Source organism: Bradyrhizobium sp. USDA 4369, from assembly GCF_054056435.1.
In genome coordinates this window covers 3,301,425-3,327,407 of the sequence record NZ_JBSRYH010000001.1, presented here as the reverse complement: position 1 = coordinate 3,327,407, position 25,983 = coordinate 3,301,425, and the positions used below count along the sequence as shown (strand labels likewise).

Below are 25,983 nucleotides of genomic sequence, written 5' to 3'. Positions count from 1 at the left end.
CGGCGCCATGAAGCTTCAGGTTCTCGCCCTGGCCTTTCTCGCCGCCACCGCCATCGGCGGCATCGCCTGGGTGTTCCTCTATCCCATGCTGTCGGGCGAGCGGAAGGCCGAGCAGCGGCGCAGCAGTGTCGCCAAATCGGAGCCGGTGGTCCGCCAGGCGGAACGCAATCAACGCTCGCGCCGCGAGCAGGTCGAGTCCTCGCTGAAGGATCTCGAAGCCAAGGCGCAGAAACAGAGCAAGGTGCCGCTGAACCTGCGCATCTCGCAGGCCGGACTTGACTGGACCGTGCAGAAATTCTGGATCATTTCCGGAGTGCTCGGCTTCATGGCCGCCGCGATCGCCTTCTTCGCCGGCGGCGGTCCGCTCGGCGCGCTGGGTCTCGGCTTCGCCGCGGGCTTCGGTCTGCCGCGCTGGATCCTGAACTTCCTGAAGAAGCGTCGCGAGAAGAAGTTTCTGGCGGCGCTGCCCGACGCCGTCGACGTCATCGTCCGCGGCATCAAGGCCGGCCTGCCGCTGTTCGAGTCCATCAAGGTGGTCGCGGCCGACGCCCCGGAGCCGCTGCGCAGCGAATTCCTCGCCATCATCGAGACGCAGGCGATCGGCATGCCGCTCGGCGAGGCCTGCGCGCGGCTGTATGAGCGGATGCCGCTGCCCGAAGCCAATTTCTTCGGCATCGTCGTCGCGATCCAGCAGAAGTCCGGCGGCAACCTGTCCGAGGCGCTGGGCAACCTGTCCAAGGTGCTGCGCGACCGCAAGAAGATGGCCGAGAAGATTCAGGCGATGTCGATGGAAGCGAAGGCTTCCGCCGGCATCATCGGATCGCTGCCGCCGATCGTGATGCTGCTGGTCTATCTGAGCACGCCCGACTACATCTCGCTGCTGTGGACCCATCCCACCGGCCAGCTGATGCTGGTCGGCTGCGTGGTGTGGATGTCCATGGGCATCTTTGTCATGAAGAAGATGATCAACTTCGATTTCTGAGGTGGACCATGGTCGACTTTCTGGTCACCAAGCTGCACGACCCGCACTTCATGACGATGTTGTTCGCCGCCATCGCGGCGAGCGCGACCGTCTACACGCTGATCATGCCGCTCTTCGCGGGCGAGAACCTCAACAAGCGCATGAAGGCGGTGGCGAGCGAGCGCGAACGGATCAAGCAGCGCGAGCGCGAGCGGATGAATGCCGGCGAGAAGGTGTCGCTGCGGCAGACCCCGAAGCAGCTGGTCGCCAAGGTGGTGGATGATTTCAACCTCACCAAATGGCTGGCACAGGAGGCGGCGCGCGAGAAGCTGATCATGGCCGGCTATCGCGGCCAGGCGCCCTACATCACGTTCCTGTTCGCGCGGCTCGTCACGCCCGTGGTGTTGTTCGTCGGCACCGTGCTCTATGTCTTCGTGATCGCCAACCTGCAGAAGTCGATGCCGATCAAGATCGGCATCTGCATCGGCATGGCCTATCTCGGCTTGCAGGCGCCGATGCTGTTCCTGAGCAACGCGATCTCCAAGCGCCAGCTGTCGATCAAGCGCGCCTTCCCCGATGCGCTGGATCTTCTGCTGATCTGCATCGAGTCCGGCATGTCCATCGAGGCAGCCTTCCGCAAGGTGTCGATGGAAATCGCCAGCCAGTCGATCGCGCTCTCCGAGGAGTTCACGCTGACCACCGCCGAGCTCTCTTATCTGCAGGACCGCAAGGTCGCCTATGAGAACCTCGCGCGCCGCACCGGCCTCGAGGGCGTGAAGTCCGTCTGCCTCGCGCTCCAGCAATCCGAACGCTACGGGACCCCGCTTGGTCAATCGCTGCGGGTGATGGCGCAGGAAAACCGCGACATGCGCATGAACGAAGCCGAGAAGAAGGCTGCGGCGCTGCCGCCGAAGCTGACCGTGCCGATGATCCTGTTCTTCCTGCCGGTGCTGTTCGTGGTCATTCTGGGACCGACCGGTATCAAGGTCGCCGCGATGCAGTAGCGGGCGGAGATTTTGCTTGCAGACGACGACGACAGCTGGAAGCTAGGCGGAGCATGATCGAGGTCTCCGCCTGATGTCCGCCCAGTTCCGCCGCGCCGACGGCGCCCGCGTCCTCGCCGATCTCAACGCGCTGCGCGCGTTCGGCCGCTACAAGACCGGCGTTCACCGGCCGACCTTCTCCGACGCGCACCGTCAATCCTTGAGCTGGCTGGCCGAGCGACTGCCCGACGCGCAGCTCACGCCGACCATCGACGGCATCGGCAACGTGCTCGGCACCAGCGCCAAGCCTGGCCCGAAGCTGCTGGCGGGATCACACCTGGAGAGCCAGAACCATGCCGGCTGGCTCGATGGTCCGCTGGGCGTGATCTACGCGCTCGAGGCCGCACGCGTGCTCAATCCCGATCCGTCGATCCAGGGGGCCGTGGAAGTCGCCTCCTGGTGCGACGAAGAGGGGCATTTCGGCAGCTTCCTCGGCAGCCGCTCCTATGTGGGCCAGGTCAGCGAGGCCGACATCGACGCCGCCCGCGACCGCAGCAGCCCGCGCAGCATGCGCGAGGCCTTGACCGAGATGGGCCTTGCCGGGCGGCCGCGCCTGCAGGCCGAGCGCGGCCGTCACATCGGCTATCTCGAGGCTCATATCGAGCAGGGCGACACGCTCGAACACAGCGAGCTCAAGATCGGCATCGTCACCTCGATCGTCGGCATCTGGCAATACCGCATCATTTTTGCGGGCGAGCAGAACCATGCGGGGACCACGCGGATGGCGGTGCGCAAAGACGCCGGCCTGGCTCTGGCCAGGTTCTGCGTCGCGATCGACGCCCGCTTTCCGGCCGCCTGCGGCCCGCGCACGGTGTGGACCACCGGGCACATCACCCTCGATCCGGGCGCGCCGAGCATCATCCCGGGGCGGGCCGAGATGCTGTTCCAGATCCGCGACGACGATCCCGCCGTCATCGCGCGGCTGGAGCAGCTGCTGCACGCCCTCGCCGAGGCGGAATCCGCGTCAGGTCCCTGTCAGATCGCCGTCGAGCGCATCCGCACCGGTGCGCCGGCGATGATGGATGCCGCGTTCCAGGATGCGATCGAGGCTGCGAGCCGCGATCTCGCCGGCGGCCGGTCGCTGCGGATGCCGAGCGGCGCCGGCCACGACGCGCAGATGCTGGCCACCATCATGCCGGCTGGCATGTTGTTCGTGCCGTCGATCGGCGGCGTCAGCCATCACTGGACCGAGAACACCGCCGACGCCGACATCGTCACCGGCGCCGATGTGTTCGTCGAGACCTGCCGTCGCCTGCTCGCAAACGCGGCGTTGATCACTCCTCAGGCTGGCTGAGCGCCGTGACCGGTGCGCCGGGTCGCGACTTGGCCTTGCCGCGGCCTTGGCTCTGCCCCTGGATCATCTCCTTGAGATAGGCGACGTTGGCGGCGGCCTCGTCGGGCGGCAGGTCGGCGCGCGCAATCTGCTCGGCCTCGCTGAAGCGTCCCTGCAGGCCGACCACGAGGGCAAGGTTCTGGCGCACCCGCGCATCCGCCTGTTGCGAGCCATAGGCCTGACGCAGCACCTCCTCGGCCTTCGGCAGCTCCCGCGTCAGCATGTAGGACAGGCCGAGATTGGACAGCACCGACGGCTCGCCCGGAACGATCTTCAGCGCGCTTTCATAATAGCGCCGCGCCTCGTCGTGACGGCCCATCTGGTCGAGCGCGGTGCCCTGCACCGACAAAAGCTTCCAATCGGGGTTATCGGGCGAGTGCGCGCGGGACAGCACGTCGAAGGCCAGTTTGAAATTGCCATTGTCGGCGAGCGCCCGGCCATAGGCGGCGAGCACGGTCTTGTTGCCGGGATTGGCCAAGGTCGCCTGCTCCAGAACGGCGACCGCCTGCTCGCGCTGGCCATTGTTGCGCAGCGCCTGGCCATAGGCGACCGCGGCAACCGCATCCTTCGGGTTGGCACGATAGCGCTCGCCATACACCTCGGCCGCCCGTTGCGGCGTCGCCGGTGGCGGCGGCTCGGCGCGGCTTTTCAGCGATCCCGTGACGTCGGACACGGTCTGGCAACCGCCGAGGCCGGCAGCGAGAAGTGCGAGGAGTGCGGCCGACGCAAGGAGCCGGCTGAGGGGAGGCTGCTGACGCATGTCACTTGGACTTTGGGAACGAGCGAAATGAACGCGCCAGCAATAAACTGTTAACGCTAACAGCCGGTTAATGGCGTGAACCGGGCGCGGATGGCAGCTCTGCGTCGACATCCGGGCGATGCCTCTGCTGCGATTGCAGCGGCCGTCAAACTCTGCGAAGTCTGCCGGCAGCGCGACCGTCAAGGACTTGGAAGACATGCCCTCGATCTTCGAGACCGCCCCCGCCCCATCGGCCATTCCGATCACCTTCGTGACGAAATCGAGCTGGCCGGCCCTCCGCGACACGCTGCCGGCGGAAGCCCGCAATTTCGCCGAGGCCAATGCCTACGTGGCCAAGCCCGGCGGCTGCCTGATCCTCCCTGGCGCGGATGGCCGCATCGCGCAGGTGCTGTTCGGCATCGAGGACAGCGATGCCAAGCACCGCGACCCGTTCCGGCCCGGCACCCTGCCCGGCCTGCTGCCCGCGGGCACCTACCGCTTCGGCAATGCGCCGCATGATCCGCGGCTGGCTGCGCTCGCCTTCGCGCTCGGCAGCTATCGCTTCGGCCGCTATCGCAAGGCCGAGACGCCGGAGGTCCGCCTCGTGCCACCCGAGGGCGTCGCCGCCGCGGAGCTCGATCGGCTGGCTGATGCCGCGAGTCTCGCGCGCGATCTCGTCAACACGCCATCCAACGACATGGGGCCGGAGGAGCTGGAGGCGGCCGCGAAACAGGTCGCCGAGCGCTTCGGGGCCCGCTTCACCAGCATCATCGGCGACGACCTGCTGCAACAGAATTTTCCGCTCATTCACGCCGTCGGCCGCGCCTCGACCCGGGCACCACGCCTGATCGAGCTCGTCTGGGGCGATCCGGCGCATCCCAAGGTGACGCTCGTCGGCAAGGGCGTCTGCTTCGACACCGGCGGGCTCGATCTCAAGCCGTCGAGCAGCATGCTGCTGATGAAGAAGGACATGGGCGGCGCCGCCAATGTGCTGGCGCTGGCGCAGATGGTGATGGACGCCAGGCTCAAGCTGCATCTGCGCGTGCTGATTCCGGCGGTCGAGAACGCGGTCGCCGGCAATGCCTTCCGCCCGCTCGATGTATTCCCCTCGCGCAAGGGCCTCACGGTCGAGATCGGCAACACCGATGCCGAGGGCCGGCTGATCCTCGCCGATGCGCTGGCGCTCGCCGACGAGGACAAGCCGGATCTGCTGATCGACATGGGCACGCTGACCGGAGCCGCGCGCGTCGCGCTCGGTCCTGATCTGCCGCCGTTCTATACCCAGGACGAGACGCTCGCCGCTGACGTCGCGCGCTGTGCGGCGGCCGAGAACGATCCGCTGTGGCGGATGCCGCTGTGGGCACCCTATGACAGTTGGCTCGACTCCAAGGTCGCGACCCTCAACAACGCGCCGTCGGGCGGCTTCGCCGGCTCGATCACCTGCGCGCTGTTCCTGCAGCGCTTCGTCGAGCATGCCAGGAGCTGGCTGCATCTCGATATCTTCGCCTGGACGCCGTCGGCCAAGCCGGGGCGGCCCGAAGGCGGCGAGTGCCAGGCGGCGCGCGCGCTCTACAAGCTCCTGAGCGAGCGCTATGGCTGATCCCCGCCTCACGCCGGCGCGCGGCGACATCGCGGCCAAGCATCTCGAAGGCCAGGTCATCGCTGATCGCTTCGTCCAAGGCGAGACGCTGGTCGTCGGCGATCCGATCGCGCCGCTGCGGCAGCAGCCATTCTCGGGCGCCGAGTTGGCGACGCAGGCGCTGAAGGGAGAGCGCGTCACGATCTACGATCGCAATGGCGAGGGCTGGGCCTGGGGACAGCTCGCAGCCGATCACTATGTCGGCTGGCTGCCCGAGGCTGCCTTGGCTGCGTCCGCTGCCGCACCGACGCACAAGATCAGCGCGCTGCGCAGCTTCGCGTTTCCCGGACCGTCGATCAAGCTGCCGCCGGTCGAGACGCTGCCGATGGGATCGACGCTCGCGGTGACGCGCGAGGAGGCGAGCTTCGTCGTGACGCATGAAGGCTGGTTCGTGCCGAAGCAGCACGTCACGTCGCTGGATGCGATCGAGCACGACTATGTTGCCGTCGCCGAGCGCTTCGTCGGCACGCCCTATCTGTGGGGCGGCAAGACGAGCCTCGGCATCGACTGTTCCGGTCTCGTGCAGCTGTCGCTGAATGCTGCAGGGATCGAGTGCCCGCGCGACAGCGACCTGCAGCTCGCCGCGCTCGGACGCGCGCTCGCGGCCGGGAACCCGCCCCGCCGCGGCGATCTCATCTTCTGGAAGGGGCACGTCGCCATTATCAAAGATGCCGACACGCTCGTGCACGCCAATGCGTTTCACATGGCGACGGCGATCGAGCCGATCAGTGCAGCGATTGCGCGCATCAAGGCCAGCGGCAGCGAAGTGCTCGCGATCAAGCGGCTCGCTTGAGGTTGTCTCATCGCGCTGACGCGTCCTCCCCCCGATGAGCCTGAGAGACACACGCTCCTCCCTCCGTCATTGCGAGCGCGAGCGAAGCAATCCAGAGTCCTTGCGCAGCCCTGGATTGCTTCGCTTCGCTCGCAACGACGGCGTGGCCTGATCACGCGGCGAACGTCGTCGCAGCCAGCGGCTCTCATCACGTCATTTGCCGGGTTCACGTCTCAAACAGCGTAAGCCAAACGTCCGCGTTCTCGCGGCCTCGTGGCCCGAGCTTTGCGGCATCGTCCGCCCTCGAACATGAGAGGGCGCAGGGAAGGCCGGGCGCCGAACGCACCCGTGGTTGCGTGCAGGAAAGCACGCGGCAGTCGCCACAGGTACGGGCCGAACATCCGGCCCTTCCCCGCGCGATGGCTTTACGACTTATACGCGATCTCCCCAGGGACCGGCTGTCTTGCCCCCGTCGCTCGCTGCGCTTGTCATGAACACAGCGACCTTGACGCCAGCATCGGGGCGCCAGGACCAGGCGACTTCGCCGTCCGCAGCTCATCACTCGTCGCGCAAAAGCGCCTGACAAAGCCGCGGCCACCGCATCCCCGCCTCTACGTGCCGTGACGATCGCGATACGTCCCTTGTGTGGAGAAGCTCTGCCAAGATACGCAAACGGGCGGTTCTGACCAACCGCCCGTCGCTGGATCTGAGCCCGTTACGTCCTTACGTCCCAAAAGCGATGAAGCTTGTTTCAGAGCGAGGGACAGATCCGGTGTCTTCCTCAACCCGAACAGTTGCAAGGGCTTTGAGCCCGAACCGAGCAAGGAAGGGAGTCGAAGATGGCACAAACTGACAGCGTTGTCGCGGGCATCGATGTGGCAAAGGACAAGGTGGATGCGTGCGTTCGGACAGTCGCCGAACGTCCAACTTTTCTGAGCGCCGCGGTAGGACAACGCCGGTTGGTCGCCTGGGTGCGTAAGCACAAGGTCACCAAGGTCGTGATGGAGGCGAGTGGAGGCTATGAGCGGGAATGGGCCAAACTGCTGCGCCAGGCTGGCACCGAGGTGCAGGTTGTCGACCCCAAGCGGGTTCGCAACTTCGCATTATCGGCCGGACGCTTAGCCAAGAACGACGCGATCGACGCGGAGATGATCGCTTGGTTTGGCGAGACATTCAGCGATGGGCCAAGTCAGGTCTACGATGCAGATCTTGAGGAACTGCAGGGCTTGGTGAAGGCGCGTGTGAGACTGGTCAATGCCAGAATAGCCCTTGGGTGCCAGAGTGAACACGCCGCGCCGCGGACGGTCCAAAAGGCGCAGGCGCGCATCCTGGAGAGCTTTGACAAGGAAATTGCCAAGCTCGAAGCAGAGATATCAGCCAAGGTCAGGTCCATCCCGAGCTTGGCTGAGCGTGCGGAGATCATCGCCAGCGTCCCAGGACTTGGTCAGATCAGTGCCGCCAACCTCGTCGCCGGAATGCCGGAGCTCGGCCGAGTCAGTGACAGGATCGCCGCTGCCTTGATCGGTGTGGCCCCCTATGACGACGACAGTGGCAAGCACCGCGGTGAGCGTCATATCGAGGGAGGTCGCCGCTGGGTCCGCAACGCCATCTATATGCCCTGCCTCGGCGCGGCAACGCTCAACAACCCTGTTCTCAAGGCCTACTATCGTCGACTGATCGCCAAGGGCAAGAAGCCCAAAGTGGCCGTCATCGCCTGCATGCGCAAGCTGATCATCATCCTCAACACAATGCTCGCACGCGGCCAGCAATGGGATCCGGCACGTTGCGTGGCGAGCTGATCGAGCGCGCTCCTGCCGCGCTCGGTTCCCGACCGAGCGCATGTAAGTCGACTGGACCTGTGAACGGATTGGCTCAAGGCCGAAGCCGCCGAAGGCGGTGGCGCGCCCAGCGCCAGCCTTGAACCAAGCCGGCTTACAGGTCCAAAACTCTACAGTTGCTCTCGTGGGGCAGGACGCAGCGGAGTATGCACGATTTCCGAAAATAAGAAACAGGAATTTTTTCCAGGAGGAGGCTGGGCAGGTTTTGGCAGACGCTGCGCGTCGGGCAAATCAGCTCGCCCGCCAATGAGCCGGCGTCGCGATCGTCGCAGTCCGCGACCCACGCTCGGTGAATTCGGCGTCTCGCTGTCCTCTCAGCGAAACGCTCGCCATCACCATCATCATTCTGCTGAGTGGCCTGTATCGTCAGCACGGCCGAGCACGACGCCACCGGCCACGCCGACGCCGAGCACATACATCCAGCCCTCGTTGAAATCGAACAGATGCGAGTTGAGGAGCGAGCTGACGAGGTTCTGCACGACGATTGCAAGTCCGATCCAGGCGGCAGGGTGCGTGCGCCAGAACAGGCGCAGATGGACGACCCACATCGCGTAGAGGACGACCACGCCGGCCAGTCCCCATTGGATCGCGACATTGAGCGTCTGGTTGTGGGGATTGTTCACCACCTCGGCCCGGAGCCCGGTCTGCCCGACGGCGTCGTTTTCGAACAAGTGCCGGATCGAGCCGGTGCCATGTCCGAGCAACGGCGCGTCGGCAAAGAATTTCATCGACTTGCGCCAATAGGTCAGCCGCTGCGCGGTCGACGCCGGGACATTGGCATCATAGGCGCGATACTCGATCGCGACATCCGCGACGCGCTGCCGCAGATAGGGCGATGTCGTCCACACCAGGGCGCCCGCAGCGAGCGCAACGGCCACGAGACCGAGCATGGCGCTGCGGCCCAGATGGCGGACGCCGAACAGCACGAGCAGCACCGGCAGATAGATCAGCGCTGTTCGCGCAGACGCGACGAACAGCATGTTGGCGAGAAAGGCGACGATCAGCCCGAGCAGGCCCGTGGCCATCAGCAGCTGTCCTCGTGTCCAGGCCAGCAGCAGCAACGGCGCCAGCGCAAAGGCGCAGAACGCGAACTCCTGGCTCTGGTCGATGTAGTTCTTGACCGGCACGCCGCTCGACGCCGTCGCGGAGATCTTCCAGGACGGATCGACCACGACGATCCGCGACAGGATCATCAGCAGCGTGCACGAACCGATGAAGCCGGCGAGAACCCAGGCCGCCCGCGGCGAGCGTCGGAAGTGATAGAGCAGGAACGGAATCAGCAGCAGCTTGGAGACCGGATTGAGACCCTTGATGCCGGAGTCCCACGGTCCGCCCGACCACAACACGCCGATGTCGGCGAGCGCGAATAAGGCCAGCGGCATGGCCGAGGCGGGCGCGGCCAGGCTACGGACCAGTTCGTCCCAGTCGATGGTCGGGATCAGCATGACCAGCCACAGCACAATGAAGATGGCGGTCGCCGAGGTCGACCAGGGCAGCGCGACCGCGGTCAGTACCACCATCGTATCGGCAAGCCGGAGATAGAGCGGCGCCTCCACCCAGGAGGTGGCGACGGCGCGGGCCTGTGGCGCATCCTGCGATGAACCAGCCTCGAGCGTCATGGGCCAGGCGTCCTGTGCCATGTCAGACCTCCTGCGCTGCAAGTCGTTCATGCCCGGCGGTCGTCGCCGCCATTGCGCTGCGCGCGCGATCGCTGGTCTCGCCAGCGGGCTGGCCGAGCAGGTCGCGCGCCTGGCTGTGATGGCCGAACCGGGCGGCGAGCTCGCTGCGCCGCTCGCGAATCTTGTGCCGCCAATGCTCCTGCTGGTGCAGCGCGCGATCGACGGCTGCGCAGATCGAGGCGATCGAGAACGGATCGAAATATTCGGCGAGATCGCCCGCCACCTCGCGAAACACGGCAATGTCCGAGCACAGCACCGGCGTGTTCGCGGCGAGCGCCTCGATGATGGGGACACCGAACCCCTCGGCAAAGCTCGGCATGATCAGGCCATGGGCCTCCGCGATCAGCGAGACCTTGTCCTGCTCCTCCACATAGCCGGCGAAACGGATGTTCGGCGGCAGGTTGCGCGCCTGATGCGTCTTGCCGGCATAGCCGATGACGACGAGATCGGCCTGAGGCAGCCGGCGAAAGGCGCGGATCAGCGCATCGAGATTCTTGCGCGGCTCCGCGGAGACGATGACGACGAAACTCGGCCGGGCGGCGCCCGCGGCGGTCGCGATGGGCGGCGCAGCTTCGTCGAACCGCGTTCGCGGATAGACCACGCGCGCCGGGAGATGCGCGTGCTGCGGCATCAATTCCCGGAAGCGCTCCAGGCTGTAGTTGGACACGAAAGCCAGCTCGTCGGCCTGCGCGATGCTGGTGGCCAGCCGCGACAGGAACAGCCGCGTCGCGGCATCGCTCAGCTTGAGATCCGTAAGCGGCAGGAGATCATGGACCACGCAGATCACGCGGGTCCCGGCATCGCGGCGGACCGCGACGCGCGTCGGCGTGTCGATCAGGACGATGTCATACCCGCGCGCGTCGATCCGCGGCGGCGACAACCTGAAGAACGCCGAGCTGTCCTGGTAGCTGTAGAAGCCGGGCTCGAGCAGGAACTTTCGGAACAGCCGGAGATGCCGCAGGTCGGGCGGAATGTATTCGAGGCCTTCCGTGCGGTTCTCCAACGCGTCGTGGCGTGGAAACCAGAATCCCAGCGCCCGGAGGAAGCAGCGGCAGTACTCCGCGGATACCGACACGGTGAGACGGCTCCGCAGCCAGTCCACGTGCTGGCGCAAACCGCTCCTGCTCGCGGACGCGTTCATGTCGGCCTCGTCCAGGAAGCGATAGAGCGCGAGCAGCTCGATCAGTCGCGAGTTGGCGGCGAACAGCCGCGACTGCAGCTGGCGCTTGCGCAGCTTGCGATAGCGCCTGGTCGTCTCCACGAGCAATGTAAGCTCGTGCCCCTCCGCGGCGAGCGATCGCAGCAGCTCGCGGGTGAAATGGAAGATACCGCGCTTGTGATTTGGTTCGCCCAGCGCCTCGCTGATGATCAGGATGCTGCTCATGCGCAGATCTCCTCCAGTTTCCGAGCCGATAGATCCGTCTCACAGCCCCTCTCCACGCCGACGATGCGGCCGCGATCGAGGGGAACGATCCTGTTGCAGACGCGGCGCAGCAGCTCCTGATCGTGCGATGCCAGCATCACGATCGCTGCACCATCCACCAATTCGAGCAGCCGCCGCTCGGCCTTCGCCGAGAAGCGCTCATCGACGACGCTGAGCCATTCGTCGAGCAGCAGGATATCGGCAGGGAACGCCGTGGCCGTCGCGAACAGGACCCGCATCAGCATGCCCGACGAGAAGGTGCGCAGCGGCAGCCGGCGCATGCGGTCCTCGAGCTCGGTGAACGCCCAGATGTCGTCGATGATCGCGGGCGTCGGCCGACGGCCGCCGATCCGCAGCAGCAGGCTGATATTGTCGGTGGCGACCAGGTCGAGATTGGCGCCCGCGGAGAGACCGAGCAGCGGCATCACCCTGCCCCGGACCTCGATACGGCCGCTGGTCGCCGGATAGACGCCGGCGATCAGCCGAAGCAGCGTCGATTTTCCCGATCCGTTCGGACCGAACAGCCCGATGCGCGCGCCGGAACGGATGTCGAGCGAGACCTGATCGATCGCCCGTACGGCATGCCCGCCGTCGGCCTCTCCGAGCAGGCGGTTCATGAGGCGCCGCTTGATCGAGAAGTCGTAGGCTCCGTAAAGCGGGTAGTCGAGACAGACATTGCTGAGCGTGATGCTTGTCATGTTTCAAATCCAGAAGGCGGCTTTGCGCAGCCGGCTCAACGTCACGAGACTCGCGACCACGAGCACCGACAGGCTCATGACCACGTAGAGGACGCTCGACATCGGGACCTGCCCGGTTGCCAGCGGCTCACGCCAGATCGCGAACAGATGCGTCAGCGGATTCACCCGCATGATGAACGACCCGCGGTCGATCATCTCGGGAGACCAGATGACGGGCGAGGCCAGGAAGGCGAGCGTCAGGCCGGATTCGATGATCGGCTTGAGGTCGCGAAACCGCGTGGCCAGGGCGCCGAGCACGAGGCTCGCCGCGAAGGTGAAGGCGATGAACAGCAGCACGCCCGGCAACGCGGCGAACACGCCGCCGACATCCATCGGATCGATCGCGAGCCACAGCGCCAGCGGCACACAGGCGTTGTGAAGCGCGAACAGGCCCTGGCGGAAGCAGCATTGCAACAGGAACACGACCGGCGGCAGGGCGCGGTCCTTGATCAGGCTGGCCGACGCCTGCAGCGCCGTGGTGGCGTCGAGCACGACGCCGTTCAGGAACGTCCAGGCGGTGAGGCTGAGCGCCAGCATCGGCAGCCGGGACAGGCCGCCAGCCGGGCCGAAATGACTGATCACCGAGCCGAGCACCGCCACCATGATCGCCATCTGGATCGACATCCAGAACGGGCCGAGCAGCGAGCGCACGTAGCGATGGCGCAGATCCGACCAGGCCAGCGCGGCGGCGATCCGAACCGAATCGAGCAGTCCGACGCCCTGTTCGGATGCGCGATGCGCGGCCGCATGTGCGGCGACAGCGCGGCGATAGACCTGCTCGATGCCCTGGTCGAATGCCGCGGCCGCAAAATGCGTCGCGGCGCGCTGCCGTGCGGCGTCCCCCATGCGGCGGCGCCGCGCGGGATCGGCGAGCAGCGCGTTGATGGCTCCGGCGAGCGCCACGGCATCGCCCGGCGGCACGGTGACGGCCTCGAGGCCGTCACGGGCGACGCGGGGCACGCCGGTGTCGAGCGCGGTGTTGATGATCGGACGGCCGGCCGCCATCGCCTCCAATTGCACGAGCCCGAAGGTCTCGGCATTGGTGACCGAGGGCATGACGAACACGTCGGCGGCGCCGATCTCGCCCACCATCTCGGGGTCGGACAGCGAGCCGAGCAGCCGGACTCGATCCGCTACTCCGAAGCCGTCGATCAGCTGCTGCAGATGAGCACGCTCGCGTCCCTCGCCGATGATCCTGACCTCGAAGTCGTGGCCGGCCGCGGCACGGATCAGTATGTCGAAGCCCTTGTACGGCACGAGGCGGCCGCAGGCGACCACGCGCCGGCCCGCGGAGCCCGGCCGCTCGCCGTTCTCCAGCGCCGCGAATTTCCGAAGATCGACGCCGAACGGAACGACGTGGCACTTGTTGGCGACGTCGCGCAGCAGCGCGGTCCGCGTCGCGAGCGCGGCGTCGGAGACGATGATCGCCTCCGCGCGCTGCAACGTTCGGCGCATCAAGGGCTCGACCAGCCAGCGCAGCCGGCCATGCGACACGATGTCGGCATGCCAGTGCACGACCAGCGGACGCGCCCGCCCGAGACCGAAGGCGAAGACGAGATCGGCCAGCGGAAACGGCGCATGCAGCGCGACCAGATCATACGCGGCGATGCGGCGCCACAGCCGGAGCGGATAGGTCGGCGCAATCGGCAGCGAGAGCAGGTTTCCGAGCGAGCGCACACGCTCGACCGGAATGCCGTTGACGATCTCGTGGCGGGGCCGCGGCGCATCCGAGCAGACCAGCACCGACGACGCGGCGGCGTGCGCCAGGCCGGCGCAGATGTCGCGGATCACCGTGAGCGTGCCGCCGAACAGGTCGGGATAGAACACCTTGAAGACGTGAAGCACCGAGAAGCGGCGCGAAGAGGCGGGAGTTGCGTCCATGACCGGGCTCGCGGGGCTCAACGGGCCAGAACCAGGAGCACGGTCGCCGCCGCGCGCGTGCCGCCGGCGATCGCCGCCGGGATGCCGGCGAGCAGCGGCCGGGGATGGGACGAATCCGGGCTGCGGCGGACTGATGCGTCGGCGGGGTCGGCGGCTGCGGCGGATCGGACCTGAGAGCAGATCATGATTGCGAACTCCTGTGCCTCAACTCCGCCTGCATTACGTGGGAATTTTTCACACGTCAATGGATGTGAGTGGGATTGTGTCCCACATGTGATCTCGCTAAACTTGAACGATGGATCCGAGTTCCGGACAATCGCCGCCGGCTGCGCCCTCGCCGCTCGCCGCGACACAGCTGCACGCGCCGCTGGCGCGGCTGCTGCGTCCGCTCGTGCGCCTGTGCATTCGCAGCGGCATGACGTTTCCGGCGCTGGCGCAGCTGCTTCGCGAGCTGTTCGTGAACGTCGCCGAACACGACTTCGCGCTGGACGGCAAGCCGCAGACCGACAGCCGCGTCAGCCTGCTCACGGGCATCCACCGCAAGGAGGTGGCGCGGCTGCGCGGCGCCGGAGCTCCGGTGAACGAGGTGCCGGCGACCTTGTCGCGCACCAGCGCCATCATCGCGCACTGGCTGGCCGCGCCGGAATTCACCGATGCCAAGGGGGAGCCGCTGCCGCTGCCGCGCACGGCCGATGGCGATGCGCCGTCGTTCGAGGCTCTGGTCGCCGCGATCACCAAGGACGTGCGGCCGCGCGCGGTGCTCGACGAATGGCTCGATCGCAGGCTCGTGACGATCGATGCGCAGGACAACATCGTGCTGGCCGAGACTGGCCTCGTGCCACGCGGCGACGACGATCGTAAATGGTACTACCTTGGCCGCAATCTGCACGACCACATCGCGGCCGCTGCGACCAACGTCTCGGGCGATGCGCCGCGCTTCATGGAGCGCGCGGTGCATTATGACGGGCTGTCGCCGAAGCTCGCGCGGCGGCTCGAGCAGCGCTCGCGCGAGCTGGCGATGGAGGCGCTGAAGACGGCGAACCGCGAAGCCAACCGCGCCCTCGCCAAGGACAAGGGCGGCGACGCGCGCTGGAATTTCGGCGTCTACATCTATCTCGAAGAGCCGCCGGACGCGCCCGGCACGGGCGGCAAGTCATGAGCCGGCCGCCCGTCTTGTCGCGCAGGTCGCTGCTCGCCGGCATCTGGCTCGCCGGATCGTCGGCTCTGGCGTGGGGACAGACGCGCAAGGGCAATGATCAAGGTCTCGGCGGCACCGGCATCACCGGCGGCCAGGACCAGGGCATGGGCGGCACCGGCATCGTCGGCGTGATCCAGCGCTTCGGCAGCATCTTCGTCAATGGCGAACGCGTCAGCTACGCTGCCGACGTGCCGGTGCGGTTTGACGGCGAGGCGGCCTCGGCCAAGGCGCTCAAGATCGGGCAGCTCGCGCGCGTGCTGGCGCAGCGCGACGGCAAGGGCACGCTGACCACGCGGAGCATCGACATCGTCAGCGAGGTCACCGGACCGATCGAGGCCATCAGGCCCGGCGAGCTCACCGTGCTTGGCCAGACCGTCGTCTCTCCGGGCCAGGAAAGCTGGCGGAAGATCGGCACGCACGTCGCCGTGTTCGGCCTGCGGCGCAGCGACGGCGTGATCGTCGCGAGCCTGGTCGATCCGCGCCAGGCCACGGTCAGCCGAGTCAGCGGCGTCGTGGTGCGGGATCGCAACGGGCTCGCCCTCGGCGGGCTCCGCCTCGCCGGCGTCGATCCGGCCCTGATCGGACGCCGCATCCAGGCCGAGGGCCGCATGGCGCAGGGCGTGCTGCAGGTCACGCGTATCAGGCCCGACGATCTCCAGGATTTCGCCCGCGCCAGCCGGCTGCTGGTCGAAGGCTATGTCCGGCGTGTCGGCAACGAGTTGCAATTCGGCTCGGGCTATGTCGCGCGTGACAATTCGCGCTTCCAGCCGTCTGGCGAGACACGCGTCGTCGTCAACGCCGTGCCCGACGGCGCCGGCGGGCTGCGGGTCGAGACCGTGCAGGCGGTGAGCCGATTCCCCGGCGAGTCCGTCCAGGGTCCGCACGCCCCGCCGCGCAGCCAGGGACCCATGCACGGACCGGGCGGCCCAGGTGGCGCGAATGCTCCGGGCGGGCCGAATGGTCCGGGCGGATCGGGTGGACCAGGTGCTCCCGGCGGCCCGGGCGCGCCAGGATTCGGCAAGGACAATGGGATGGCGCCGCCCGGCGGATTCAGTCCCGGCGGCCCACCGGATGGGCCAGGCTTCGGCGGCGCCCCGGGCGGTCCGCCCGGTGGCGGCGGCCGGCGCTGATCGAACCCGACCGGCGCCGCGACGGCTCGCTTGCCGCCCGCGTCGGTTCAGCTCGCCGCCGTCCCGTTCGCCGCGGTCTCGTTCCTGAACGCAGCCGCGAACAGCGCCCGCGTGTAGTCGGTCTTCGGGGCCTTGAACAGGTCGACGGCCGGGCCCTCTTCGACCACCTTGCCGTGGCGCATCACGATCAGGTGGCTGGCGAGCGAGGCGACGACGCGCAGATCGTGCGAGATGAACATGTAGGTGAGGTCGAGCTTGCGCTGCAGGTCGCGCAGCAGCGCGACCATCTGCGCCTGGAACAGCATGTCGAGCGCCGAGGTCGGCTCGTCCAGCACGACGAAGGAGGGCTCGAGCACGACGGCGCGCGCCACCGAGATGCGCTGGCGCTGGCCGCCGGAGAATTCGTGCGGATAGCGGAAGCGCGTCGCCGGATCGAGCCCGACCTCGTTCAGCGCCTTGATGACCTTGGCCTCGCGCTCCTCTTCGCTGAGCCTCGGCTGATGCACGCTGATGCCCTCGGCGATGATGTCGCCGACCGACATGCGCGGGCTGAGCGAGCCGAACGGATCCTGGAACACGATCTGCATGTCGCGGCGGAACGGCCGGACGTCCTTGAAGGACAGTCCCTGGATCTCCTTGCCGAGAAACACGATCGGACCGTCAGAGGAGATCAGCCGCAACAACGCCAGGCCGAGCGTGGTCTTGCCGGAGCCGGATTCGCCGACCACGCCGAGCGTCTCGCCCTTGCGCACGGCAACGCTGACGCCGTCCACCGCCTTGATGTGGCCCACGGTGGAGCGGAACAGGCCGCGCTTGATCGGAAACCAGACCTTGAGGTCCTTCGTCTGCATCACCACCGGCTCGTTGGGCCGCGGCGGCGCCGGGTCCGGCTTCGGCTCGGCGGCGAGCAGCGCCTTGGTGTAGGGATGCGCGGGTGCGGTGAACACCTGCTCGACCGGGCCCTGCTCGACGATCTTGCCGCCATTCATCACGCAGACCCGGTCGGCGATGCGGCGGACGATGCCGAGATCATGGGTGATGAAGAGCAGGCTCATGCCGAGCCGCGCGCGGATGTCGGCGAGCAGCGCCAGGATCTGCGCCTGCACGGTGACGTCGAGCGCGGTGGTCGGCTCGTCGGCGATCAACAGGTCCGGCTCGTTGGCGAGCGCCATCGCGATCATCACGCGCTGGCGCTGACCGCCGGAGAGCTGATGCGGATAGCTGCCGAGCCGCGTCTCCGGCTCGGGAATCCCGACCTGGGTGAGCAGCTCGAGCACGCGCCTCCGCGCCGCGCTGTTCGAGATCGGCTGATGCAGTTGCAGGATCTCGCTGATCTGCCGCTCGATCGTGTGCAGCGGATTGAGCGAGGTCATCGGCTCCTGGAAGATGATCGAGATGTCGCTGCCTCTGATCTCGCGCATCTCGCCTTCGGGGAGAGGCAGCAGATCGCGGCCCTTGAAGCGGATGCTGCCCGACGGATGCGAGGCGACCGGATAGGGCAACAGCTTCAGCACCGAGAGTGCGCTGACCGATTTACCCGAGCCGGATTCGCCGACCAGCGCGACGCATTCGCCGCGCTTGATGTCGAACGAGACGTGGTCGACGGCGGTCGTCACACGGCCCTGCTGATGGAAGGCGACCGAGAGATCGCTGACCGATAGAAGCGGCTGGCTCATCGCATCCATGTCGATCACCTGAACGTCTTGCGCGGATCGAACGCGTCGCGCACGGCCTCGCCGACGAAAATCAGCAGCGACAGCATGATCGCAACCGAGAAGAAACCGGTGAGGCCGAGCCACGGCGCCTGCACATTCGCCTTGGCCTGCGACAGCATCTCCCCCAGCGACGGCGAGCCCGGCGGCAGGCCGAAGCCGAGGAAGTCGAGCGCGGTGAGCGTCATCACCGAGCTCGACACGATGAAGGGCAGGAAGGTCATGGTTGCGACCATCGCGTTCGGCAGCAGATGCCGCCACATGATGACGGCATTGGAGACGCCGAGCGCGCGCGCAGCCTGAATGTACTCGAAATTGCGGCCGCGCAGGAATTCGGCGCGCACGAGGCCGACCAGCGACACCCAGGAGAACAGCAGCATGATCCCGAGCAAGGTGAAGAAGCCGGGCACCAGCACCGCCGACAGGATCAGCAGCAGATAGAGATAGGGAATCGCGTTCCAGATTTCGATGAAGCGCTGGAACAACAGGTCGACCCAGCCGCCGAAATAGCCCTGCACGCCGCCGGCGGCGATGCCGATGATCGAGGAGAAGAACGTCAGGGACAGGCCGAACAGCACCGAGATGCGGAAGCCGTAGATCAGGCGCGCGACGACGTCGCGGCCCTGGTCATCGGTGCCGAGCCAGTTGTATTCGAGATCCCGGCAGCTCTTCAGCCCCTTCTTCTCGACGACGGGCTTGCACTGCGCCTCCGTCAGCATCCAGGTCGGCGGCGACGGCGCCGGTGTCGGCAGGTCGAGATTGTGGGTAGCGTAGGAATAGCGGATCAGCGGCCAGATCACGGTGCCGCCCTTGTCCGCAATCAGCTTCTGCAGATACGGATCGCGATAGTCGGCCGCGGTCTCGAAGTCGCCGCCGAACGCGGTCTCCGGATAGGACACGAAGGCCGGCCAATACAGATGGCCGTCGAACTTGATCAGGAACGGCCGGTCGTTGGCGATCAGCTCGGCGAACAGCGAGACGAAGAACAGGAACAGGAAGATCCACAGCGACCAGTAGCCGCGGCGATTGGCCTTGAAGTTCTGCCAGCGGCGCTGGTTGAGCGGCGACGGCCGGAAGCGATGCCGCGTCGGCGGCACGGCGTCGCCGAGCGGCGCCTGCGTGGTGGTCTCGACGGGGGGGGCGGTCTTGAGCATCGTCAGACCTCCCGCGCCTCGAAGTCGATCCGCGGATCGATCCACATGTAAGTGAGGTCGGAGATCAAATTGACTACGAGGCCGAGCAGCGAGAAAATGTAGAGGTTACCGAACACGACCGGATAGTCGCGGTTGAGGATGCTCTCGAACGACAGCAGGCCCAGGCCATCGAGCGAGAAGATGGTCTCGATCAGCAGCGAGCCGGAGAAGAAGGCGTGAATGAAGGTGCCGGGGAAGCCCGCGATCACAATGAGCATCGCATTGCGGAACACGTGGCCATACAGCACCTGGGTCTCGCTGCAGCCCTTGGCGCGGGCGGTCATGACATATTGCTTGCGGATCTCGTCCAGGAACGAGTTCTTGGTCAGCAGCGTCATGGTCGCGAAGGCGCCGAGCGCCATCGACAGCAGCGGCAGCGTGAGATGCCAGAAATAGTCGAGGACCTTCAGGTACCACGGGAAGTCGGCCCAACCGTCTGAGGTCAGTCCGCGCAGCGGGAAGACGTTGAAGAACGAGCCGCCGGCGAACAGGATGATCAGCAGGATCGCGAACAGGAAGCCGGGAATCGCGTAGCCGATGATGATCACGGCCGAGGTCCAGACGTCGAAGCGCGAGCCGTCCTGAACCGCCTTGCGGATGCCCAAGGGGATCGAGATCAGATAGGTCAGCAGGGTCATCCAGATGCCGAGCGATATCGACACCGGCAGCTTCTCCTTGATCAGCTGCAGCACGGTCGTGTCGCGGAAATAGCTCTTGCCGAAATCGAAGCGGGCAAAGTTCCAGACCATCAGCGCGAAACGTTCAGGCGCCGGTTTGTCGAAGCCGAACTGCTGCTCCAGCTTCTTGATGAAGGCCGGGTCGAGTCCCTGGGCGCCGCGATATTTCGAGTTGGTGTCACCGCCGGAGCCCACCTGCCCCGGCGGCCGCGCGCCGAAATCGGAGCCGCTGCCGCCGGAAATCCGCGACGTGCCGCCGGTGTCGGCGCCGGTCAGTTGCGCGATGACGCGCTCGACCGGGCCGCCCGGCGCGAACTGCACCACGACGAAAGAAATGAAGAGGATCCCGAGCAGGGTCGGGAGCATCAGAAACATGCGGCGAGCGATATAGGCAGCCATGAACTACTTCGCTTGCTCCAGCTTTGCGGCCTTGGCGGCATCGTACCACCAGATGTCGGGGGCGCCCACGCCGGACGCGTATTTCGGCGGCTTCGGCGGGTGGCCGAACTGATCCCAATAGGCGATCGGATGGGTCTGACGATACCATTGCGGTATCCAGTAATGGCCGGCGCGGAACACGCGATCCAGCGCGCGGCAGGCGAGCGTCAGTTCACCACGGGTGTCCGCGCCGATCGCCTTGGCGACCAGCGCATCGATCGCGGGATTGCTGATGCCGGCGAGATTGTACGAGCCCTTGGTCTTGGCCGCGTCGGAGGTGAAGTACGGCCTCAGGCTGTCGCCGGGGGTCGGCGACATCGACAGCCGCTGCACCGTGATGTCGAAATCGAAATCCTCCACCCGCGCGCGGTATTGCACCGCATCGACGATGCGCAGGTCGGCATCGATGCCGAGCGTCTGCAGATTCTTGATCAGGGTACCGTGATGCGGCTTGAACGACACCTCGTCGATCAGGAACTCGATGCTGAAGACCTCGCCCGACGGCAGCAGCCGCTTGCCGTCCTTGACCGGAAGACCCGCCTGCTGCAGCAGCTGTGTGGCCTTGCGGAGCATCGCGCGGTCCTGGCCCGAGCCATCCGAGACCGGCGGCACGAACGGTTCGCCGAAGACGTCGTCAGGCACTTGGCCGCGGAACGGCTCCAGCAGCTTCAGCTCCTCAGGCGAGGGCGGCCCGACCGCGACCATGTCGGAGTTCTGGAACGGCGACACCGTGCGCGCATAGGCGCCGTACATGATGGTCTTGTTGGTCCATTCGAAATCGAAGGCGTAGGTCAGCGCCTGGCGGACACGGGGGTCCTTGAACTTGTCGCGGCGGGTGTTGACGAACCAGCCCTGGCCGCCCGACGGCGTCTCGTCCGGCAGCAGCTCGCGCTTGACGCGGCCGTCCTTGATCGCCGGGAAGTCGTAGCGCGTCGCCCAGATGCGCGAGGTGAACTCCTCGCGAAACAGATAGCTCTTGGCGGTGAAGCCCTCGAAGGCCACGTCGCGATCACGGTAGAATTCGTAGCGCACAATGTCGAAATTGTAGAGGCCGCGGCTGACCGACAGGTCGGCGGCCCACCAATCCTTGACGCGCTCGAACTCGACGTAGCGGTTGATCTCGTATTTGCCGACCCTGTACGGCCCCGAGCCGAGCGGCACGTCCAGCGGATTCTCGTCGAAGGCGCGGTTCGCATACCAGGCCTTGGAGAAGATCGGCAGGGTCACGACATAGAGCGGTACGTCGCGGGCACGCTTCTCGACGAAGCGGAGCACGACGGTCGCGTCATCGAGTGCCTCGGCCGTCACGAAGTCGCGCAGCTGCACGACGATCAGCGGATGGCCCTTCTCCTTCAGCGTGTTCAGCGAGAAGGCGACGTCGTGCGCTGTGATCTTCGAACCGTCGTGGAAGCGCGCCTCGGGCCGCAAGGTGAAGCGATAGGTCAGCTTGTCCGGCGAGATCGCCACGGATTTCGCAACCAGCCCGTACACCGCATCCGGCTCGTCGGCCGCGCGCACCATCAGGGTGGCAAACGTCATGTCCATGCCCTGCGCGCCCTCACCCTTGAGAACGTAGGCATTGAAGGAATTGAACGTCTGATAGGACTGGTTGTAGGCGCGCACCGAGGGGATCAGCGAGAACAGCCCGCCCTTCGGTGCGTCCGGATTGACGTAGTCGAACTGGCGGAAGTCGGCCGGATATTTCAGGTCGCCGAATGCCGACATGCCGTGCGATTCGGCGCCGAACTCGGCCGCCATGGCGGGCTTCAGCAGGGGGACGCCGAGCGCGCCGAGGCCGAGCCCGAGCACGCCGCGGCGCGACAGATGCGAGAGAATGCTCAAGAGCGCTTCACCTTGGCAGCCTTGTCGGCGTCGTACCACCACAGCGTCGGCCAGCCGGTGCTGGCATATTTGGGAAACGGCTCGAAATGGCTGAAGCGGTCCCAGCGGGCGCTGCGCGCGAACGGATAGGTGAACTGCGGCACGACGTAGAAATTCCACAGCAGCACGCGGTCGAGCGCATGCGTCGCCGCTTCGAGACTGGCACGGTCCTTGGCGAAGATGATCTTCTCGATCAGCTCGTCGATGGCCGGGTTCTTGATGCCGGCCGCGTTCTTCGAGCCCTGCTCATCGGCCGCCTTGGAACCCCAGAAATCGCGCTGCTCATTACCGGGCGACAGCGACTGGCCCCAGGTGTCGGTGATAATGTCGTAGTCGAAGGTGCGAACCCGCTGCTCATATTGGACGTTGTCGACCTGACGCACCGTCACGGTGACACCAAGCCGCTCCAGCGACGGCTTGTAGAACAGCACGATGCGCTCGGAGGACGGGCTCTCGACCAGCATCTCGATCGCCACCGGCTTGCCGGCGGGATCGATCAGCTTGCGGTCCTTGATCTCGTAGCCGGCATCCTTCAGCAGCTTGGTCGCTTCGCGCAGATTGGCGCGAACGTTCTCGGGATTGCCGCCCACCGGATTCTGGTAGACCGTGGTGAACACCTCCGGCGGCACCTTGTCGCGCATGCCCTCGAGAATCTGCAGCTCCTGGCCCTGCGGCAGGCCCGAGCAGGCCAGATCCGTGCCCTCGAAATAGCTGTTGATCCGCTTGTACTGGCCGAAGAACAGCTGCTTGTTCATCTCCTCGAAGTCGAACGCGTAGTTGAAGGCGCGGCGCAGCCGCGGGTCCTGGAATTGCGGCCGGCGCAGGTTGAACACGAAGGCCTGCATGCGGCCGGAATCGCGGACGGGAAACTCCTCCTTGACCGCGCGCTTCTCGGTGATCGCCGGGAAGTCGTAGGCCGTGGCCCATTGCTTGGCCGAGTTCTCGTTGATCCAGTCGGCCTGGTCGGCCTTGAAGGCTTCGAGCGCGACCAGATTGTCGCGAAAATATTCGAATTGCAGCTCGTCGAAATTGTTCTGGCCAATCCGGACCGGCAGGTTGGCGCCCCAGTAATCCTTGACGCGCTCAACCTTGATCGAGCGTCCGGGCACGAACTCCTTGATGCGATAGGGGCTCGATCCGAGCGGCGGCTCCAGGCTCGTCGCGGTCACGTCGCGCTTGCGGCCCTGCGCATCCGTGCCTTCCCACCAATGCTTGGGCAGCACCAGCAATTCGCCGACGATGTGCGGCAGCTCGCGATTGCCCGGACCGTCGAAGGTGAACTTGATCTCGCGGTCGCCGATCTTCTCGGACTTCACGACATGCCGGTAATAGGACGAGTAGAACGGGCTGTTCTTCTTCAGCACGTCGAGCGAGAAGATGACATCCTCCGGCGTGACCGGCTTGCCGTCATGCCAGCGCGCCTCCGGGCGCAGCCGATAGATCACCCAGGAATAATCGTCGGGGTAGGACGCCGCCTCGGCGAGCAGGCCGTATTCGGTCGAGATCTCGTCCTGAGCCCGCGTCATCAGCGTCTCATAGGGGAGCATCGCGGCCGCGGCGATGTTGCCCTTCACATACATCACGACGATGTTGAAATTGTCGAACGTCCCGAGCGAGATCATCCGGGCCGTGCCGCCCTTGGGCGCGTCGGGATTGACGTAGTCGAAGCGCTTGAAGTCGGCCGGGTACTTCACCTCGCCGAACAGCGACAGGCCGTGGCGCCAGACCAGTTGCTCCCCGGCCTGCGCCTGCGCGGCGTCGAGAGGGGCAAGGCTGGCGGCGGTGCCGAGCGCCGGGGCCATCGCAGCGAAGGCGCTGCTCTGCAGGAGCTGTCGTCGGGTAATCGTCAAATGAGACTTCCTCTGAATAAGACCGCTGAGGAGCAGAGGTCCGGCGGTGGACGACGCTGCTCCCAGATCGAACGTTTGATCGTAACCCGTTTGGCGAGGGCGGGTTGCGCCGGCCGGGCAAGGGCGCCCGGAACCTGCGACCCCGTTCCATTCAGGGGACCAATATACGGCAAGGTTTCGACGAATAACCTTGCTTTTTCCTCATGATACCGGGTTGTGAACGGGGCGGATGCGACCAAAGGTCCCAAATGGGGCGAAATTGGCTCGCCAAAGCAAAACGGCCGGGCTTGGGGCCCGGCCGTCGAAAGCATGAGAGCTCAGCTTTGGATCACTTGGCCGCGGTCGGCAGCGGCGCCGGATTGTCCGACAGCGAGTTCAGATAGGCCAGCACGTCGGCCCGCTCCGAGTCCTTCTGGATGCCGGCGAAGCCCATCGCGGTGCCCGGGATGTAGCCCTTGGGGTTGGCGATGAACCTGTTGAGGTCATCGATCGTCCAGGTGCCGCCCTTGGCCTTCATCGCCGCCGAGAAGTTGAAGCCGCGACCTTCACCGATCTTGTCGCCGACGATGCCGTAGAGGTTCGGGCCGACGCCGTTCTTCTCGCCCTTCGCGAAGGTATGGCAGGCCGCGCACTTCTTGGCGGCGGCGGCGCCCTTCTCGACCGAGGCGGTCTGCAGCAGCTTCTCGATCGGCTCGGAGGCGGCCGGCGCAGCGCCACCCTTGGCAGCGCCCTCGCTCTCCTTGACGGCGATCTCGAAACCCGGCTTCTCGGGCATTTTCGGCGCGAACAGCGCGCCGGCACTGAAGCTCGTCACCAGCACGACCAGACAGGCGGCCAGGACGGCGCCGAGGATTTTGTTCAGTTCGAAGGAGTCCATTTTGGAATCAGGCTCCGAGGGCGGATTTCATTGCTTTTGGGGTCGCGGGGCCGCGACCGTGAATCGCCCCAGGAATCATGAAGGCATCGAGCGGAATCGAGCCGTCGCGCCTCCCCCTGCGGCAGAAGTGAGATATCGGTTTGCCCGTGCTCTGGCAACCCGTATAAGCGGGCGGTTTTCACTGTCCCCACCTCGTCCGGACGCGCTGTTGCGACCGGCTCCGACCTGCCGTTCCCTGGATGACCAAACCCAAGATCCTGGTGCTGATTCCTGCCCGCATGGCCTCCACCCGCCTGCCCGGCAAGCCGCTGCTCGACATCGCGGGCGTGCCGATGATCGTGCAGGTGCTTCGGCGCGCGCAGGAGGCGGCGATCGGCCGCGTGGCGGTGGCCACCGATACGCCCGAGATCGCCGCAGCCGTCGCCGCGGCGGGCGGGGAGGTCGTCATGACCAAGCCCGACCATCCCTCCGGCTCGGACCGGATCTACGAGGCGCTGCGCAAGCTCGACCCGGCTGGTGAGGCCGAGATCGTGGTCAATCTGCAGGGCGACTTTCCGACCATCGACCCGCAGAACATCAGCGACGTGCTGCCGCCGCTCGCCGACCCTGCCGTCGACATCGCCACATTGGCCGCCGAGATCCACACCGAGGAAGAGAGCCTCAACCCGAACGTCGTCAAGGCGGTCGGCTCGCCGCTCGGTGGACGGCGCATGCGCGCGTTGTATTTCACCCGGGCTACGGCGCCGCATGGCGACGGACCGCGCTACCATCACATCGGCCTCTACGCCTATCGCCGCGCGGCGCTGGAGCGCTTCGTCAGCCTGCCGCCCTCGCCGCTGGAGCAGCAGGAAAGACTGGAACAATTGCGGGCGCTGGAGGCTGGGATGCGCATCGACGTGATGATCGTCGACGCCGTGCCGCGCGGCGTCGACACGCCGGCCGACCTCGAAACCGCACGCCGGCTTTTGTCCGAAGCTTAAGC

At 66.2% G+C, this 25,983-nt stretch carries 21 protein-coding genes; 9 read left to right on the top strand and 12 right to left on the bottom strand.

The window, feature by feature from the left end; all coding sequences use genetic code 11:
* Positions 1-7 precede the first annotated feature (7 nt).
* The 3 genes from ACVIJ6_RS15010 to ACVIJ6_RS15000 all read left to right on the top strand — a co-directional run bounded on the left by ACVIJ6_RS15010 (position 8) and on the right by ACVIJ6_RS15000 (position 3,298).
* Positions 8-982, top strand: a complete 975-nt coding sequence (locus tag ACVIJ6_RS15010; RefSeq protein ID WP_456773326.1) for a type II secretion system F family protein — start codon at positions 8-10, stop codon at positions 980-982.
* 8 nt (positions 983-990) lie between these two features.
* Positions 991-1,965, top strand: coding sequence for a type II secretion system F family protein (locus ACVIJ6_RS15005; protein WP_456773325.1), 975 nt, complete (start codon positions 991-993; stop codon positions 1,963-1,965).
* A gap of 73 nt (positions 1,966-2,038) precedes the next feature.
* Positions 2,039-3,298, top strand: a complete 1,260-nt coding sequence (locus tag ACVIJ6_RS15000; RefSeq protein WP_456773324.1) for a hydantoinase/carbamoylase family amidase — start codon at positions 2,039-2,041, stop codon at positions 3,296-3,298.
* On the opposite strand, the gene ACVIJ6_RS14995 is transcribed toward ACVIJ6_RS15000, so the two are convergent.
* Positions 3,279-4,097: a tetratricopeptide repeat protein gene (locus ACVIJ6_RS14995; protein ID WP_456773323.1), complete on the bottom strand. Its 819-nt coding sequence runs from the start codon at positions 4,095-4,097 to the stop codon at positions 3,279-3,281. The two genes, ACVIJ6_RS15000 and ACVIJ6_RS14995, sit on opposite strands and share 20 nt — an antisense overlap.
* A 196-nt stretch (positions 4,098-4,293) precedes the next feature.
* Between ACVIJ6_RS14995 and ACVIJ6_RS14990 the strand changes: the two genes are divergently transcribed.
* The 3 genes from ACVIJ6_RS14990 (at position 4,294) to ACVIJ6_RS14980 (ending at position 8,286) form a co-directional block, all read left to right on the top strand.
* The gene (locus ACVIJ6_RS14990) at positions 4,294-5,676 is read left to right on the top strand and encodes a leucyl aminopeptidase family protein (protein ID WP_456773322.1); all 1,383 of its coding nucleotides are present in this window, start codon (positions 4,294-4,296) and stop codon (positions 5,674-5,676) included.
* Positions 5,669-6,508, top strand: coding sequence for a C40 family peptidase (locus tag ACVIJ6_RS14985; RefSeq protein WP_456773321.1), 840 nt, complete (start codon positions 5,669-5,671; stop codon positions 6,506-6,508). Before ACVIJ6_RS14990 ends, ACVIJ6_RS14985 begins: the two co-directional genes overlap by 8 nt.
* Before the next feature lie 818 nt (positions 6,509-7,326).
* Positions 7,327-8,286: an IS110 family RNA-guided transposase gene (locus ACVIJ6_RS14980; protein WP_456772080.1), complete on the top strand. Its 960-nt coding sequence runs from the start codon at positions 7,327-7,329 to the stop codon at positions 8,284-8,286.
* Positions 8,287-8,666: 380 nt separating this feature from the next.
* On the opposite strand, the gene ACVIJ6_RS14975 is transcribed toward ACVIJ6_RS14980, so the two are convergent.
* Genes ACVIJ6_RS14975 through ACVIJ6_RS14955 form a run of 5 tightly spaced genes read right to left on the bottom strand, consistent with a single transcriptional unit; the run spans position 8,667 to position 14,230 of the window.
* The gene (locus ACVIJ6_RS14975) at positions 8,667-9,965 is read right to left on the bottom strand and encodes an O-antigen ligase family protein (RefSeq protein WP_456773320.1); all 1,299 of its coding nucleotides are present in this window, start codon (positions 9,963-9,965) and stop codon (positions 8,667-8,669) included.
* A 1-nt stretch (position 9,966) separates the two neighbouring features.
* Entirely contained in the window at positions 9,967-11,388 is a 1,422-nt protein-coding gene (locus tag ACVIJ6_RS14970) for a glycosyltransferase family 4 protein (protein WP_456773319.1), read from the bottom strand.
* A complete protein-coding gene (locus ACVIJ6_RS14965) occupies positions 11,385-12,125 on the bottom strand; it encodes an ABC transporter ATP-binding protein (RefSeq protein ID WP_456773318.1) in 741 nt (246 codons plus the stop codon). Before ACVIJ6_RS14965 ends, ACVIJ6_RS14970 begins: the two co-directional genes overlap by 4 nt.
* Positions 12,126-12,128: 3 nt before the next feature.
* Positions 12,129-14,045: a glycosyltransferase gene (locus ACVIJ6_RS14960; protein ID WP_456773317.1), complete on the bottom strand. Its 1,917-nt coding sequence runs from the start codon at positions 14,043-14,045 to the stop codon at positions 12,129-12,131.
* 17 nt (positions 14,046-14,062) lie between these two features.
* Positions 14,063-14,230 carry a hypothetical protein gene (locus tag ACVIJ6_RS14955; protein ID WP_456773316.1) on the bottom strand — a complete coding sequence of 56 codons (168 nt, stop codon included), beginning with the start codon at positions 14,228-14,230 and terminating at the stop codon, positions 14,063-14,065.
* A gap of 110 nt (positions 14,231-14,340) precedes the next feature.
* Here ACVIJ6_RS14955 and ACVIJ6_RS14950 point away from each other — a divergent pair, with 110 nt between their 5' ends.
* Both ACVIJ6_RS14950 and ACVIJ6_RS14945 read left to right on the top strand, forming a co-directional pair.
* Positions 14,341-15,204 (top strand): DUF6502 family protein, encoded by an 864-nt coding sequence (locus tag ACVIJ6_RS14950; protein WP_456773315.1) that lies wholly within the window; start codon positions 14,341-14,343, stop codon positions 15,202-15,204.
* Positions 15,201-16,373, top strand: a complete 1,173-nt coding sequence (locus ACVIJ6_RS14945; RefSeq protein ID WP_456773314.1) for a DUF5666 domain-containing protein — start codon at positions 15,201-15,203, stop codon at positions 16,371-16,373. Before ACVIJ6_RS14950 ends, ACVIJ6_RS14945 begins: the two co-directional genes overlap by 4 nt.
* A 47-nt stretch (positions 16,374-16,420) precedes the next feature.
* On the opposite strand, the gene ACVIJ6_RS14940 is transcribed toward ACVIJ6_RS14945, so the two are convergent.
* The 6 genes from ACVIJ6_RS14940 to ACVIJ6_RS14915 form a co-directional block, all read right to left on the bottom strand.
* Positions 16,421-18,058 (bottom strand): ABC transporter ATP-binding protein, encoded by a 1,638-nt coding sequence (locus ACVIJ6_RS14940; RefSeq protein WP_456773313.1) that lies wholly within the window; start codon positions 18,056-18,058, stop codon positions 16,421-16,423.
* Positions 18,059-18,063: 5 nt separating this feature from the next.
* On the bottom strand, positions 18,064-19,239 hold the full coding sequence (locus ACVIJ6_RS14935) for an ABC transporter permease (protein ID WP_456773312.1): 1,176 nt from the start codon (positions 19,237-19,239) through the stop codon (positions 18,064-18,066).
* Positions 19,240-19,241: 2 nt separating this feature from the next.
* Positions 19,242-20,354 carry a microcin C ABC transporter permease YejB gene (locus tag ACVIJ6_RS14930; RefSeq protein ID WP_456773311.1) on the bottom strand — a complete coding sequence of 371 codons (1,113 nt, stop codon included), beginning with the start codon at positions 20,352-20,354 and terminating at the stop codon, positions 19,242-19,244.
* Between the two features lie 3 nt (positions 20,355-20,357).
* Positions 20,358-22,235 carry an extracellular solute-binding protein gene (locus tag ACVIJ6_RS14925; protein ID WP_456773310.1) on the bottom strand — a complete coding sequence of 626 codons (1,878 nt, stop codon included), beginning with the start codon at positions 22,233-22,235 and terminating at the stop codon, positions 20,358-20,360.
* Positions 22,232-24,076: an extracellular solute-binding protein gene (locus ACVIJ6_RS14920; RefSeq protein ID WP_456776990.1), complete on the bottom strand. Its 1,845-nt coding sequence runs from the start codon at positions 24,074-24,076 to the stop codon at positions 22,232-22,234. The genes ACVIJ6_RS14925 and ACVIJ6_RS14920 overlap by 4 nt, the downstream gene beginning before the upstream one ends.
* A 376-nt stretch (positions 24,077-24,452) precedes the next feature.
* Positions 24,453-25,001, bottom strand: coding sequence for a c-type cytochrome (locus ACVIJ6_RS14915; RefSeq protein WP_456773309.1), 549 nt, complete (start codon positions 24,999-25,001; stop codon positions 24,453-24,455).
* 239 nt (positions 25,002-25,240) lie between these two features.
* Between ACVIJ6_RS14915 and ACVIJ6_RS14910 the strand changes: the two genes are divergently transcribed.
* Positions 25,241-25,981, top strand: coding sequence for a 3-deoxy-manno-octulosonate cytidylyltransferase (locus tag ACVIJ6_RS14910; RefSeq protein ID WP_456773308.1), 741 nt, complete (start codon positions 25,241-25,243; stop codon positions 25,979-25,981).
* Positions 25,982-25,983: the final 2 nt, after the last annotated feature.

Excerpts from the sequence above, each read along its gene's own strand:
- ACVIJ6_RS14910 (WP_456773308.1), top strand. The coding sequence starts at position 25,241 with ATGACCAAACCCAAGATCCTGGTGCTGATTCCTGCCCGCATGGCCTCC.
- ACVIJ6_RS14960 (WP_456773317.1), bottom strand. The coding sequence starts at position 14,045 with ATGGACGCAACTCCCGCCTCTTCGCGCCGCTTCTCGGTGCTTCACGTC.
- ACVIJ6_RS14950 (WP_456773315.1), top strand. The coding sequence starts at position 14,341 with ATGGATCCGAGTTCCGGACAATCGCCGCCGGCTGCGCCCTCGCCGCTC.
- ACVIJ6_RS14955 (WP_456773316.1), bottom strand. The coding sequence starts at position 14,230 with ATGATCTGCTCTCAGGTCCGATCCGCCGCAGCCGCCGACCCCGCCGAC.
- ACVIJ6_RS14930 (WP_456773311.1), bottom strand. The coding sequence starts at position 20,354 with ATGGCTGCCTATATCGCTCGCCGCATGTTTCTGATGCTCCCGACCCTG.
- ACVIJ6_RS14995 (WP_456773323.1), bottom strand. The coding sequence starts at position 4,097 with ATGCGTCAGCAGCCTCCCCTCAGCCGGCTCCTTGCGTCGGCCGCACTC.
- ACVIJ6_RS14985 (WP_456773321.1), top strand. The coding sequence starts at position 5,669 with ATGGCTGATCCCCGCCTCACGCCGGCGCGCGGCGACATCGCGGCCAAG.
- ACVIJ6_RS14980 (WP_456772080.1), top strand. The coding sequence starts at position 7,327 with ATGGCACAAACTGACAGCGTTGTCGCGGGCATCGATGTGGCAAAGGAC.
- ACVIJ6_RS14915 (WP_456773309.1), bottom strand. The coding sequence starts at position 25,001 with ATGGACTCCTTCGAACTGAACAAAATCCTCGGCGCCGTCCTGGCCGCC.
- ACVIJ6_RS14935 (WP_456773312.1), bottom strand. The coding sequence starts at position 19,239 with ATGCTCAAGACCGCCCCCCCCGTCGAGACCACCACGCAGGCGCCGCTC.
- ACVIJ6_RS14965 (WP_456773318.1), bottom strand. The coding sequence starts at position 12,125 with ATGACAAGCATCACGCTCAGCAATGTCTGTCTCGACTACCCGCTTTAC.
- ACVIJ6_RS15010 (WP_456773326.1), top strand. The coding sequence starts at position 8 with ATGAAGCTTCAGGTTCTCGCCCTGGCCTTTCTCGCCGCCACCGCCATC.
- ACVIJ6_RS14920 (WP_456776990.1), bottom strand. The coding sequence starts at position 24,076 with ATGGCCCCGGCGCTCGGCACCGCCGCCAGCCTTGCCCCTCTCGACGCC.
- ACVIJ6_RS14975 (WP_456773320.1), bottom strand. The coding sequence starts at position 9,965 with ATGGCACAGGACGCCTGGCCCATGACGCTCGAGGCTGGTTCATCGCAG.
- ACVIJ6_RS15000 (WP_456773324.1), top strand. The coding sequence starts at position 2,039 with ATGTCCGCCCAGTTCCGCCGCGCCGACGGCGCCCGCGTCCTCGCCGAT.
- ACVIJ6_RS14940 (WP_456773313.1), bottom strand. The coding sequence starts at position 18,058 with ATGGATGCGATGAGCCAGCCGCTTCTATCGGTCAGCGATCTCTCGGTC.
- ACVIJ6_RS14970 (WP_456773319.1), bottom strand. The coding sequence starts at position 11,388 with ATGAGCAGCATCCTGATCATCAGCGAGGCGCTGGGCGAACCAAATCAC.
- ACVIJ6_RS14990 (WP_456773322.1), top strand. The coding sequence starts at position 4,294 with ATGCCCTCGATCTTCGAGACCGCCCCCGCCCCATCGGCCATTCCGATC.
- ACVIJ6_RS15005 (WP_456773325.1), top strand. The coding sequence starts at position 991 with ATGGTCGACTTTCTGGTCACCAAGCTGCACGACCCGCACTTCATGACG.
- ACVIJ6_RS14945 (WP_456773314.1), top strand. The coding sequence starts at position 15,201 with ATGAGCCGGCCGCCCGTCTTGTCGCGCAGGTCGCTGCTCGCCGGCATC.